Source organism: Butyricicoccus porcorum, assembly GCF_002157465.1.
Lineage (GTDB): Bacteria > Bacillota > Clostridia > Oscillospirales > Butyricicoccaceae > Butyricicoccus_A > Butyricicoccus_A porcorum.
On the sequence record NZ_NHOC01000011.1, the window covers coordinates 1 to 13,326 of the forward strand.

Here is a 13,326-nt window from a genome sequence, read left to right on the forward strand (position 1 = left end):
TCGTTAAAAATAAACAGGTAAAATCAGTGCACCATTTCTGGTTAATGGATTCTGCCTTAAAATCCTGATGGAGCTTATTCTCAAACACTTTATGAGGTGCACCGTATTCATAGTCCGGCTTGCGTTTCCTTACAATTGAGAATAACTGAAGCTCTGTATTCATGTATTTATGGACAGTTATGCGACTGATGTTATATCCTCTGCGAAGGAGATAAGCATGCATGGTTCTGTAACCATCTGTGCCGTTGTGAGAGTGGTATATATTCACAATTTCACGCTTGATTTTGTCCTTATGCTTATGATAATCACATTTTCTGTTTTTCAGAAAATTATAATAAGCATTTGGTAAGATATTCAGTCTTTTCAACAACCAACGGACACCATATTTGTGCCCATACTGCTGAATAAATCGATAAGCCGCTAATCGATTTCCTTCGCAAAGAATGCCGCCGCTTTTTTTAGGAAGTCATTTTCCTTCTGAAGTTCTGCCAACTGCTTTTTCAATTGCAGATTCTCCTTCATGTAATCATAATCAGCTTTGGCTTCTTCATTTGTTTGGCATTCTTTGCGGAACTGCTTGATCCAGATAGATATACTTGCCTTGGATACACCATATTCGGCAGCAAGCCCTTTGAGGGTTCTTCCCTCCTCAAGATGAAGACGAACTATCTTCTTCTTGAATTCTGGTTCATAGTGTTTACTCATTTGTGACATACCTCGTTTCCTCCTAAGATTATATCCTATTAGGTCGAGGTGTTACAACTATATTATATCACAACATATATTATATTATTGGGTCAAAATTTTTGACTACCCTGAGTAAAAAATTTTGACTACCCCCAGTCAAAAAATTTGACTACCCCACCCAAAAATTTTGACTACTCAGTAAAAATTTTTTACCACCCCCCTGCCGGTGCTTGATGCACCAGCAGGGGATTTTTTGTTCTTATCAGACATATTCGTCTGGAACCTTTCCAAGCACCTCGCCAACAACGCGGATATATTCGCTACCGGGAATATCGTCGTAGTCGGGATTATGTGATAATAATCCAAATTCGCCACATTCTTTGATATACCATTCATTACCTAAAGTAAAAATGCCGATATCACCATGACGAACGTGATCCGTTTTTCTTACATACACCAATTCTCCATCAAAAAAAGTTGGCTCCATACTATCACCAAGCACACCTATCACAAAATCTGCGCCCGGCATATATGGCACTAATTTTTGTTCTGTAGGGATATCTTCAAAAGCAAATGATGTTCCTGCACAGGCAATTCGATGCAAATAAGGGTATGGGTGCATGTCTATATCTGAGGTATTGTTTGCTTTCGTTTCAAGCTCTGCAATTCGCTCAGTCTGCTGTTGGACGATTTTTGTCCGTTGCAACTCTCTATCCAATACAATTTGTACCGTTTCCTGGCCATGTTGGTCAAGGGAACGGTATTTTTTTATTAGTAGTTTTTCCGACGGTGAAAAATCATCAGACGAAGATGCCAGCAAATAGTTGGGGGAAATTTCTAATACACCACACAGTAGCTCGATGGTATCTGGATCAGGCTTATTCTTGTCGTTTTCCCAATCACTAACAGAATTGTGTGCAGCACCGATTTCTTTTGCAAGTTGCTTTTGTGTGAGTTTTTTTAATTTTCTAGCGGATTTTATTTTTTCTCCGAACGAGAGTGCCATACAAACACCTCCTTTTCAAATAAAAGTATATCATGGGATTTCGATTTTGTAAATGGAAAAATTTCGAAAAAGTCGAAAAAATATATTGACATTTCGAAATTACCGTATTATTATAAAATAAACTTCGAAGAAATCGAAATGAGGTGATAGAATTGGAAGTAGGGCAGAAAATCAAGGCATATGTCGCTTGTCCTGTATGGCAAACTCGATGCTTTGAAAGCCGGTGTTGTATACGATATCAAGTTTTCCTCCGGATATGAAAAGGGAAAATATTTCAGCAGTACCCAGCATCCAACATATCTTGAACTGATTCCTGAAGCATCGGAGTTTACATATCTTGTAAGCAACGGAAATTCGGTATGGTATGAAACATACCGCAGAGATGAAACGCCCAGCATTATTCCAATTATCTGTGACTTCTTTGACTGGCTGAGAGCATAATTCTTTGATCGTCATAATAATAGCTTCCTCCTTGATTTTCTGCCTTACGTTTGATAGAATCAAGGTGTCCGGGGAGTAAGGCTTCCCCGGAGACCTTTTTGGTTTGGTGAGTAGCGAAGTTTCCTAGGCTGGGCTACTCACCATTTTTATGCCTTAACCTTGCTGTCACGGACAATCTTTGCCGCTTCCGCTGGGTCTTTGGCAGTCGCTTCAATCAGTTTGGCGATATTCTCAAGATACTGATTGAGTTCTGCACTTGTCATTTCATCCATTTCCTCACTTCCCTTCATAAGAGGTTTCCCTCTGCCTTACAAGTATATTATAAATGATTCCGTTTATTTTGTCAATGATTATTTTAAGAAAATCCTTAAATTATCAATATATAATTGACATAAAAAAGAAAATCATTTAAGATAATGTTGGAGGTGAGATAGTGGATATCATAAAAAAAATTAAAATGGCGATTGCGTATTCGGAAATTACGCAAGGAGAACTTGCTAGTCGCATGAATATGAGCCCTCAGGCTTTTAGTCAAAGAATGAAAACCGGAAAATTTTCATCGGATGATTTAGACAAGATTGCTGAAGCGTTAGGTGCTGAGTTTTCGTTCAAGATTAAGTTTCCTGACGGAACAGAAATATAAAATCCCCAGACGAGCAAACGCCTGAGGATAAAATATGAGCCGGTTTGACTTAAATGCCTGAAACAGCGGCTGAGAGCCGTTGCAACGGGTAGTTTGAACGATGTACAGGAAAATTTACCCTTGTGACGTAGAAAATGAAATAGGGAGCGTCTGAGGAGGACTTTCCTGATAAAAGAAAAATCCCGGATGCGGTAACATCCGGGAAGGGGAGAGAGCAGCTTGTTATTCTGGTCGCTCATGGCCTGTACGTGTCTTGGTCGTTTTGATAGTATTTGGTTTGTACTCAACGATTTCGGATAGGTTACAGTCTAAGGCTTCACAGATCAAATCAAGGTGCTCAAGGCTTACTCTTGCTGCCATGTCATGGTATAGATCGTTGATCGTATTGTAACGAATACCAGTGGCACGTGCAAGGTCTTTCTGCGTCCAGCGAAGTTCGCCCAACTTCTTGGACAGTAAAATCTTAATCATTCGCCAGTTCTCCTTTGCGTTTAATAATACCGTATTTCGGATTAAATATCCTGAAAACGGATAGAATAAACAAATATCGTTTATTACCTTTGGCGTATTTTGGACATGATATGGTATTTGGACATGAACTGGACATAAGTTTTTTATTAAGATGTGTTTTGTTTTGATATTCTTATATATTTGACAAATATGCAAGAATACTGGCATGAAATGTTGAATGTTTTGCAGACTGTAAATCTGTTGTCAACGACTTCGGTGGTTCGAATCCACCACCTCCCACCAAGCTTTGAAAGCCCGAATCTTTACGATTCGGGCTTTTTTCTGCACATTTCATGCAAATAAAAATCCGAGCGGAATCGAAGAAAAATTTCCGTCCGGATTTTTGTCGTAGTATTGTCGTAAATTTTTTCCGTTACAGCGTGAGGATATCCCCGTCATCCGGCACATGCACCACAGGCGGCTCAGGAACGCCGCTGAGCCATTGATTTGCTTCCGCCAGGTATTTGCCCTTGCGGATTTTTTTGTCCGTCCTGTCCTCCAGATGCCACAGGACGGCGTTTTTTACCTGCATGTCAGCGGATTCCATACACGCTTCCTTCATTGTCGCGTGTTTTTTCTCGTAGGCGTGGAATTGTCCCTCGTCGGCATGGCAACAGAGCACTTCGCGCAACAGCCAGTCCGTATTGCGCCCGATTTCGGCGGTATGGGGCTTTAACGGTTCGTCGCCCGCAAAGACCAGTGTCCGATCACTGTGCAGCCGCAGGGTGTAGCCATATTGCAGCGTTTTTTTCGAGCCGATATCAAAGAAGGTTACCGACCAGGAGGCAATCTGCCGCGTTTCGCCGGGCTGGACGGCCTCAAAGAAAATATATTTCCCGATCATGCGGTAAAATTTCGGGCGCAGCATCATATTACACATAGCGTCAACCGTGTCCAGAACCTCTCTGTGCCCGTAAAAGGAGAGGGTGCCGTTATAATGACCCGCCTGCATTTTGACAGACAGCACGCGGATGAGCCAGAGGGCGCCGAGACAGTGGTCCATGTGGGCGTGGCTGAGAAAGACATGATGAATGTCTTCCGGTGCAATGTCCATGTCCCGCAGGCGTTTTAACAGGCCGTTGCCGCCGCCCGTGTCGGTCAGAAAAAGCTCGTCTCCGTCGCGGATCAGAAAACAGGTGTTAAACGCTTCAACTGACGTTGCATTTCCGGTTCCGAGTACATACAGCTGTTCCATTTTTATCTCCCTTCGCTTTGCGTCTGTGCCGGTCTCTGCTATTATTATAGGGGAAACGTGATCTGTCTGCAACCGATCGGCCTGCGCCTGTGCTCTGACGGAATTGTGCAGGCAATTGACGGAATGCGGCAAGAATTTTGGCATGGGATTGTATTATGATAACGATATCATGATGTGGAGGAGAAAAACAACATGCAGATGGAACTGATTCAGAATGTTACCAACGATGGGGAATGGCTGATTGCCACCGATGACACAATGCGTGAAATCAGGTCACATGGTACGGGAGATTTTCCGTTCCAGTGTTACAGCGAGCTTTTTGACTGGAGATACAATATAGGGGATATTGGATGGCACTGGCACCGGGAGCTGGAATTTGTGCTGGTACAGGAGGGGGCCATTGAATATCAGGCAGGGGACAGGGTCGTCAGCCTGAAAAAAGGCGACTGTGCCATGATTAACAGCGGTGTAATTCATCATGGGGGAATGCATAATGCGGGAGAAAAATGGTGCAGATTCATCAATTTCCTGTTCCTGCCGGAGCTGGTTGCGCCGGGAAATTCAGCTATTTACAGGAAATATGTGGAACCGGCGCTGGATTCGGGGGCGGATGTCATTGTATTTAACCGGGACATACCGTGGCGAAAACGTATTTGCGAATGGCTGGAAAACCTCTGGAATATCTGCCGGACGGCGGAGAGCATGCCTGAGCTGCAAATCCATATCAACGTGTGCAATCTGTGGCTGGAGCTGGCGGCACATGTAAATGAATACCGGGAACAGCCGAAAACAGACCGGAATATTGTCATGCAGGCACGCCTGCGCAAAATGATGCAGTTTGTCTGGGAGAATTATACCGAGCGCATTTCTGCGGACGATATTGCCGGTGCAGCCAATATCAGCCAGAGTGCCGCGCTGCGGTGCTTCCGGGCAGGAACCAATATGTCTCCGGTGGAGTATCTGAATGATTACCGGCTGCGGTGTGCGAAGGAAAAGCTGCTGACCACACACAGCATGATATCCGAAATCGCGCTGTCTGTCGGTTTTGAGTCGGTCGGATATTTCAACCGGCTGTTCAAAAGAGAGTTTGGCATGACGCCGCGACAGTTCATTCAGCAGGAGACAAGCTGCAAAAAATGATACATGACGGAATTGTGCAACCATCTGACTGAATTGCGCAAAAAATTGAAAAACAAAAACGGTCTGCCGGAAATGTGCAGGAAAATGCCGGGATAGTGGAATTACATACGGATAAAATGCACTATACTGAAAAGCGAAGAAAGACTTCTGAATGGATATGGCATCAGGAGGTGTTCATAGAAATTTACGTAGTTTCGCTGTTTCTTTTCTTTCTGTCATGATATGACAGAATCTCTTTTGTATCAAACGACAGATAAAGATGGGGCAGCAATGGGAAGCCGCAATACAGCCCATCTTTATCTGGCGGTTTGATCCAAATCCCGACACAAAATGAGAAAGCAGAGGTAGACCACATGAAAATGAAAAAGTTTTTTGCACTGTTGATGGCAGGCATCATGACAGCTGGCATGCTGGCCGGCTGCGGCGGTTCGGAGGATCAGGCTGCACAGGCGAGCGACCCGGCGCCCGATACCAAATTATCGTTTATTGTTTCTTATAAGGATGAATATCTTGGCATGCTGGACATGGCAGTGAAGGCCGCTGCAGAATCCAAAGGGTGTGAACTGACATCGACGGGTTGTGCCGATGATATGGATAAACAGCTTCAGTATGTACGTGCGGCTGCCAGCAATGGGACAGATGCCATTCTGGTCGTCCTTGCGGACGACATGCGTGCCGATGAAGTGGTTGAAGCGGCAGGTGATACAAAAATTGTATTTATCAACCGTATCCCGCAGGATGAATCGGTACTCGACGAAAACCACATCTATGTCGGCTCGGATGAGAGCTGCTCCGGCACCTATCAGGGCGAGATGCTGGCAGGAGAACTCAAAAAGGAAGGCAAGGACAACATCAATTATGTGATGATTGAAGGCACCGCAGGCCTGATCCACACCATCCAGCGTTCGGAAGATGTGCTGAAGGTGCTCGATGAAGAGGGAATCACCGCGACTGCTGCTGTGGAGCCGGTTGACTGCGGCTATGACCGCATCACGGCAATGGATCAGATGACTGTCATGCTGGCAGAGGGGCTGGACATGTCCAAGGTCGACTGCGTGATTGCAAACAATGACGCGATGGCGCTGGGCGCTCTGGAATCGCTCCGGCAGAACGGCATTGATACTTCTGACATTTTGGTTGTCGGCATCGACGGCACCAATGCAGGCCTTACAGCGGTTTCTGACGGTACTATGCTGGCAACGGTATACCAGAACGCGACCGGACAGGCAATTGCAGGCGTGCAGGCAGCGATCAACCTTGCCACAGGCGCCGAACTGACCGAGGGAATGAGCTATGAGACCGATGAGGAAAACAGCAATATTATCTGGGTTCCGTTTGAAAAAGTCACTGCGGACAATGTCGCAGAGTACCTGTAATTCCATATTGTGTAAGACAGAAGGCGCCGGATCCGTCCGGCGCCTTTTTCTGCCTTTTATGGAACATTGTTTTTTTAAATAAAACAGATAAAACCTGCCTGAGCCCCCTGTTCTTTTTTGGTTTTATTTGTTACAATAAAAGAGAATAGAAGAGCCTTGGGATTTCACAGAATTTATGTGAGGAAACGGAGGCTATTATGGAACACTATAATCCATTACTGAAGAACAACGACAGTCCAAAGAAATTTTTTGCGATCGGTGAGATCATGCTCCGCCTGACCCCGCCGAACTATGAAAAAATCCGCATGGCGAGCAATTTTGAAGCGAGCTATGGCGGCAGTGAGGCGAATATTGCGCTTTCCCTCGCCAATCTCGGCGTAGACAGCACCTTTTTCAGCGTCGTGCCGAACAACAGCCTCGGAAAGAGTGCCGTGCGCATGCTGCGCAGCAATGATGTCCACTGTACGCCGATGATTCTGAGCACACCGGAGGAAACGCCATCGCACCGTCTGGGCACGTATTATCTCGAGACCGGCTATGGCATCCGCCCGAGCCAGGTCATTTATGACCGCAAGCACAGCGCAATTACCGAGTACGACTTCAGCGGCGTCGACATTGATGCGCTGCTGGACGGCTTCGATTGGCTGCATTTGAGCGGCATCACGCCCGCACTCAGCGAAAACTGCCGCAAGCTGATTATGGACTGCCTGCGGGTGGCAAAGGAAAAGGGCATGGTTGTCAGCTTTGACGGCAACTTCCGCAGCAAGCTGTGGACCTGGGAGGAAGCGCGTGATTTCTGCACGGGCTGCCTTCCGTATGTCGATGTGCTGCTGGGCATCGAGCCGTATCACCTCTGGCGCGATGAAGACGACCACAGCAAGGGAGATTACAAAGACGGCGTGCCACTCCAACCGAGCTATGAGCAGCAGGATGAGATTTTCCAGGCATTCATCGACCGCTACCCAAATCTCAAATGCATCGCGCGCCATGTGCGCTATGTCCACAGCGGCAGTGAGAACAGCCTCAAGGCATTCATGTGGTATGACGGGCATACGTTTGAGAGCAAACTGTTTACGTTTAACATCCTCGACCGCGTCGGCGGCGGCGATGCATTTGCCAGCGGCCTGATTTACGCGATGATCCATGATTATCGCCCGATGGATATGATTAACTTTGCGGTGGCAAGCAGTGTGCTCAAGCATACCATTCATGGCGATGCGAACATTACCGATGATGCGCAGGGCATCCGCAGCCTGATGAACATGAACTATGATATTCAGCGATGAGCCTGAAAATAGAATGGGAGCGCAGCCAGCGTTGCTGTGCTCCCTTTTGTGTACCGCAAAACCATCGGAATACCGGGGCGTATCTGAAAACCGGTTTTCGGATACCGCCTGCCTTGAGATATGGAAAAGGAGGATAATCTATGGCAAAAAAAGCAAGAGAGAATACGCTGTCCGATGATTTTACACAGGGCAGCATTGCAGGGAAACTCATCAAATTTATGATACCGGTGCTCGGCGCGCTGATTTTACAGGCGATGTACGGCGCGGTCGACCTCATCGTTGTCGGACAGTTTGGTACCAACGCAGGCATTTCCGGCGTTGCCACCGGCAGCAATGTCATCAACCTTGTGACTTTTGTTATCACGAGCCTGACGATGGGCGTCACGGTGCTCATCAGCCGGTATCTGGGCGAACGCAGCGTGGAGCGCGTCGGAAAGGTGATCGGCGGCGCAATCTGCTTTTTTATCGCGCTGGCAGCGGTGTTAATGGCGGTGCTGTTGCTGTTTGCGCCGCAGTTTGCCTCGTGGCTCAATGCGCCGGAGGAGGCATATGACCTTACCGTCACATACATCCGTATCTGTGGTGCAGGCATTGTGTTTGTCGTCGCGTACAACGTCATCAGCGGCATTTTCCGCGGGCTGGGCAATTCTCGTCTGCCGCTGATCTTTGTGCTGATTGCGTGCATCGTCAACGTCATAGGCGATCTGGTCTTTGTCGCAGGGCTTCAGCTGGATGTCGCGGGTGCGGCACTGGCGACGATCCTCGCACAGGCGGTCAGTGTTGTTCTGTCGTTCGTCATTATCCGCCGGCAGAAGCTGCCGTTTACCGTTTCCCGGCGCGATATCCGGTTTAACAGGGAAATCGCAACGTTTTTACAGCTCGGCATCCCGCTGGCATTACAGGAGTGCCTGACGAATATTTCGTTCCTGATCCTGTGCGCGATTATCAATAATATGGGGTTGGAGGCGTCCTCCGGCTATGGCATTGCGCAGAAGGTTGTATCATTTATCATGCTGATCCCGTCCTCGCTGATGCAATCGATGTCCGCCTTTGTCGCACAAAATGTCGGCGCGGGGCTGGAAAAGCGTGCGCGCCGCGCTATGGTCACCGGAATGGCAATCGGCGTGACCATTGGTGTGTTCATCTGTGCACTGTCGTTCTTCAAGGGCGATATCCCGTCGTCCCTGTTCACTTCCAACGAGGTATTTATTGAGAAATCGGCGGAGTATCTGCGCGGCTTCAGCCCGGAGGCAGTTTTGACCTGCATTGTATTCAGCTACATCGGCTATTTTAATGGCCACAGCAAGCCGCTTCCGGTCATGGTGCAGGGCATTACAGCATCGTTCCTTGTCCGCGTGCCGCTGTCCTATCTGTTCAGCCTGAAGCCGGGCGCTTCGCTGGTCGATATCGGTATTGCTGTCCCGCTGGCATCGGTTTACGGCATTCTTTTCTTTGCGGTCTGCTATCTTTTCACGACCCGGAAGATGAAGCGAGACGGTACGCTGTAAGTGCAAAATCGCATAAAAAGAACGGAGCGGATGTGCCGAGGCACATACCGCTCCGTTTTCCTATGTACAATGAAAGAGACAGCTGATTACTGGCTGATGGTTGCCTTGAGGGCGTCGATGGAGGTCTGGAGGCCAGCCTCTACGCTCATGGTCAGGTCTTCCATCTCGAGGGATACATAACCATCGTAGCCCATCATCTTGCAGACGGAGAAGAATTCCTTCCACCACTGCAGGTCACGACCGCAGCCAACTGCTACGTAGTTCCAGGTGCGCTCAGCGGAAGCGTCAACCGGCAGGTTCTCCAGCAGGCCGTCAACGTCAGAGTTGTAGCGCTCGATGCGTGCGTCCTTGCCGTGGATGTAGAAAATCTTGTCGCCCAGTGCGCGTGCAGCAGCGATCGGCTCTGCACCCTGGAGCATCAGGTGGGACGGGTCGAGGTTCAGGCCGAGAACATCGGAATCCTCGCCGACAACTTCACACAGCTTGTTGAAGGTGCGGACGTTGTGTACCAGTGCGCCCGGGAATTCCTCGATTGCAATTCTTTCAACGCCGTTTTCCTTGGCGATCTTGCAGGTTTCTTTCCACCACGCAGCAGCGACTTCCCACTGATACTTTACGCCTTCAACCATGTAGTTGAAGCCGTCGTACTCCGGCCAGGAAACAGTGGAGACAAACCAGTTCGGGGTCTTGTCGCCCGGTGCACCTGCCGGCAGGCCCGACATGGTGACAACCGTCTTGACGCCCAGCTTGCCAGCTAGAACGAAGGTGTCACGCATGGTCTTGCTGTGTGCATGCCCCATCGGGGTGTCGATCAGCGGGTTGCCGGAGCAGTTCAGTGCAGAAATTTCCATACCGCGCTTGTCCAGCTCAGCCTGGAAAGCTGCGCGCTTTGCATCGTCGTTGATGAGCTCTTCCGCAGACGGGATGAAGCAGCAGCCGCCCCAGCCGCCAGCAGTCATTTCGACTGCGTCGATGCCATAAGCCTTAACCTTGTCGAGCATTTCAGTGAACGGGATCTTGCCGAATACGTCAGTGCAAATAGAAAGCTTCATAACAAATTCCTCCATACTTTCATACTTTGTTTGTTGCCGGGGCGCTCAGATCGGCGCCCCGGCAGGGCATGTTGTTGTGTAGAAAAGTGGTATGTGAAGTAAGTTAAATTACTTTACGTCAACCCAGACAGCACCCTTGTCAGCGGACTCTGCGCATGCATTGATCCACTTGATGCCGTCGATGCCGTGCTCCAGATCCGGGTAAACCAGGTTCTTGAGCGTCTCTTCGTCGCCGCGGTTCTTTGCGTCCATTGCAACAGCGAAGCGGCCGTACAGGTTGGACCAGGACTCGATGAGGCCGGTGTAGTGCAGCGCACCCAGACGCTCGTCTTCCTGTGCCTCCGGAGAGAGGTAACCCATGCCACGGTACAGAATCTGCTCCGGCTGGCCCTGCGGCTGATAATGCAGTTCGTCCGGATGCATGTCGTTCCACTCCAGGGAAGCCTTGGAGCCAACGATGCGGATGTGCTGGGAGCTCATGTCGCCGGCGTTGACGCAGGAGCACCACATACGGCCAACCGCACCGTCTTCATAACGCATCAGGACATATGCATTGTCCTCCAGCGGATAACGGGAGCCGACAAAAGCCTGACGGTCACACAGAACCTGCTTCAGCTTCTGATCCGGGCAGATCATCTGGGACATGTAGTAGGTATGGGTGGACAGATCGCCCAGAACGAATGCGCGTCCTACCTTGGACGGGTCAACACGCCACTTCTGGCCTTCGGACTTGACGTCGCCTTCCGGATCACAGCCGAAGCCATGTGCATAGCGCAGGTCGATCATGTTGATCTTGCCCAGCATGCCGGAGGTAACCATCGAACGCATCTGCTGGAGCAGCTCGAAGCCGGAGAAGCCATAGGTAACACAAACGATCTTGCCCTTCTCTTCTGCCAGTCTCTTGATCTCCTCGCCCTGCTCAACCTCGAAGAACAGCGGCTTCTCGCAGATGACGTGCAGGCCAGCTTCCAGAGCTGCCTTGGTTGCTTCGTAATGCAGGAAGTTCGGGGTAGCAATGTCAACAGCCTCAATGCCGTCCTCGCGCTTTGCCTCTTCTGCGAACATGGTCTGATAATCCGGATACAGACGATCCTCATCCATGCACAGGTTCTTGCCGAACTCCTTGCAGCGATCGAAGTCAACGTCGAATGCCGCAGCAGTCAGAACGAACGAAGTGTTGTCGCGCATTGCGCCCAGACGATGCTTATAGCCGACCTGAGAGGTCTTGCCGCCGCCTACGATGCCCCAACGGAAGGGGCGCTCAATTTTCTTTTCACCGATCTGCATACTAGTAATTCCTTTCCTTTTCTGTCTCTTTGTTTCTGTTTTTTTTGGGTATTTCACCCAGACTATAAAATCGCCGGTTCAAAGGCGGTTTTCACTTGGAGAATGTTTGGATTTGCTTTATGTGCAATTCAACAAAAATATGATGGGTTTTGGTAAAAACTTACGAAAAAACACTGTTTTCTTTGTTATATTTGTTACTTGTGTTCTTTCTGACTGTAGTATAATCTATTATTATATAATCGTAAATACGCGTGGTTGCTATAAAATCCATCGCATTTGCTTTTTGAAATGGAGGCCAGTTTAAGCATGAAAAGTGTTGATCCCGGAATCCTTCCGCAGTCCCATTGTTCCACCTTTCAGCCATCCGAAAGTGCGAGAAAGTCACTGATTTATATGACCTGGTGCGGGCATTATTTTTGCACCAGGCAGTACTATATGAGCCGTGATACATATCCATACAACCTGCTTCTGTTTGTCCGCAGGGGAGAGATGGATCTGCGCTATCAGGGAAGCGAATACCTGGTGCAGAAGGGAGATGTCGTCCTGCTCGACTGTGTGCATCCGCATTATTATCGCGCGCATGACGGACTGGAGTTTGTGTACATTCATTTCGATGGGCTGAATTCCCACGATCTGGTCAACTGGCTGGTTGATCTGAACGGCGGGCCGATTTTCCGGCAGGAAAAAAATCTGGAGGTCGGCAAGGAACTGTATGATACCGCGCTGATGCATGAGCGCGGCACGGTACAGAATGCACTGCATGTGCATTTCTGGATCAATCAGCTGCTGCAAAAGCTGTCGCTGGTTGCGGTTCCGCCGGTGACGGAGGGTTCACCGATTGATGAAGCCATCCAGTATATCATTCACAATGTCGGAGAACAGATCACACTGGATGATCTGGCGCGGCTAACCAATTTCAGTCCGTGCTACCTGTCGCATTCATTTAAAAAGCAGACAGGCTATTCGCCGTCAGAGTACGTCATCAATACACGGCTTGAGAAGGCTCAGCGTTTGCTGACTCATTCGCGTAAGTCGGTCAATGAAATTGCGTTTGAGGTAGGTTACAGCTCGGCCAGCAGCTTTATCAATGTGTTCACACGCAAGGTTGGTTACACGCCGAAGGCATTCCGCACCATGCAGCAGGGCGGCGGTGCGGCGGCAAAAGCGCAAGATTAAATTTCAGAACAGACGCAAA

The 13,326-nt window shown here is 48.7% G+C and carries 13 protein-coding genes and 1 pseudogene; 6 read left to right on the forward strand and 8 right to left on the reverse strand.

Features of this window, described 5'->3' with window-relative positions:
- The 4 genes and pseudogenes from CBW42_RS11845 to CBW42_RS15180 all read right to left on the reverse strand — a co-directional run.
- A pseudogene (locus tag CBW42_RS11845) lies at positions 1 to 714 on the reverse strand (IS3 family transposase); the annotation flags it as partial.
- A 235-nt stretch (positions 715 to 949) separates the two neighbouring features.
- Complete coding sequence (locus tag CBW42_RS11850; RefSeq protein ID WP_087021807.1) at positions 950 to 1,693, reverse strand: helix-turn-helix domain-containing protein; 744 nt, start codon at positions 1,691 to 1,693, stop codon at positions 950 to 952.
- Between the two features lie 171 nt (positions 1,694 to 1,864).
- Positions 1,865 to 2,149 (reverse strand): hypothetical protein, encoded by a 285-nt coding sequence (locus CBW42_RS14745; RefSeq protein ID WP_165761169.1) that lies wholly within the window; start codon positions 2,147 to 2,149, stop codon positions 1,865 to 1,867.
- A gap of 131 nt (positions 2,150 to 2,280) precedes the next feature.
- Positions 2,281 to 2,406 (reverse strand): hypothetical protein, encoded by a 126-nt coding sequence (locus CBW42_RS15180; RefSeq protein WP_278308596.1) that lies wholly within the window; start codon positions 2,404 to 2,406, stop codon positions 2,281 to 2,283.
- A gap of 161 nt (positions 2,407 to 2,567) precedes the next feature.
- Between CBW42_RS15180 and CBW42_RS11860 the strand changes: the two genes are divergently transcribed.
- Entirely contained in the window at positions 2,568 to 2,777 is a 210-nt protein-coding gene (locus CBW42_RS11860; protein ID WP_087021810.1) for a helix-turn-helix domain-containing protein, read from the forward strand.
- A gap of 222 nt (positions 2,778 to 2,999) precedes the next feature.
- Here the strand turns inward: CBW42_RS11860 and CBW42_RS11865 are convergent, their stop codons facing one another.
- Positions 3,000 to 3,248: a helix-turn-helix domain-containing protein gene (locus CBW42_RS11865; RefSeq protein WP_087021813.1), complete on the reverse strand. Its 249-nt coding sequence runs from the start codon at positions 3,246 to 3,248 to the stop codon at positions 3,000 to 3,002.
- Between the two features lie 412 nt (positions 3,249 to 3,660).
- Complete coding sequence (locus tag CBW42_RS11870) at positions 3,661 to 4,482, reverse strand: MBL fold metallo-hydrolase (protein ID WP_165761170.1); 822 nt, start codon at positions 4,480 to 4,482, stop codon at positions 3,661 to 3,663.
- Positions 4,483 to 4,674: 192 nt separating this feature from the next.
- Between CBW42_RS11870 and CBW42_RS11875 the strand changes: the two genes are divergently transcribed.
- From CBW42_RS11875 to CBW42_RS11890, 4 genes are all read left to right on the forward strand, one after another.
- Entirely contained in the window at positions 4,675 to 5,622 is a 948-nt protein-coding gene (locus tag CBW42_RS11875) for an AraC family transcriptional regulator (protein ID WP_087021818.1), read from the forward strand.
- Between the two features lie 353 nt (positions 5,623 to 5,975).
- Positions 5,976 to 6,998, forward strand: a complete 1,023-nt coding sequence (locus CBW42_RS11880) for a substrate-binding domain-containing protein (protein WP_087021821.1) — start codon at positions 5,976 to 5,978, stop codon at positions 6,996 to 6,998.
- 197 nt (positions 6,999 to 7,195) lie between these two features.
- Positions 7,196 to 8,284, forward strand: coding sequence for a sugar kinase (locus CBW42_RS11885; protein WP_087021824.1), 1,089 nt, complete (start codon positions 7,196 to 7,198; stop codon positions 8,282 to 8,284).
- Positions 8,285 to 8,424: 140 nt separating this feature from the next.
- Positions 8,425 to 9,792, forward strand: coding sequence for an MATE family efflux transporter (locus CBW42_RS11890; RefSeq protein WP_087021827.1), 1,368 nt, complete (start codon positions 8,425 to 8,427; stop codon positions 9,790 to 9,792).
- Positions 9,793 to 9,878: 86 nt separating this feature from the next.
- Here CBW42_RS11890 and CBW42_RS11895 read toward each other — a convergent pair whose 3' ends face one another.
- Both CBW42_RS11895 and CBW42_RS11900 read right to left on the reverse strand, forming a co-directional pair.
- Positions 9,879 to 10,844 (reverse strand): sugar phosphate isomerase/epimerase family protein, encoded by a 966-nt coding sequence (locus CBW42_RS11895; protein WP_087021830.1) that lies wholly within the window; start codon positions 10,842 to 10,844, stop codon positions 9,879 to 9,881.
- A 108-nt stretch (positions 10,845 to 10,952) separates the two neighbouring features.
- Entirely contained in the window at positions 10,953 to 12,131 is a 1,179-nt protein-coding gene (locus CBW42_RS11900; protein ID WP_087019711.1) for a Gfo/Idh/MocA family protein, read from the reverse strand.
- Between the two features lie 393 nt (positions 12,132 to 12,524).
- Here CBW42_RS11900 and CBW42_RS11905 point away from each other — a divergent pair, with 393 nt between their 5' ends.
- The gene (locus CBW42_RS11905; protein ID WP_278308598.1) at positions 12,525 to 13,307 is read left to right on the forward strand and encodes a helix-turn-helix domain-containing protein; all 783 of its coding nucleotides are present in this window, start codon (positions 12,525 to 12,527) and stop codon (positions 13,305 to 13,307) included.
- Positions 13,308 to 13,326 lie beyond the last annotated feature (19 nt).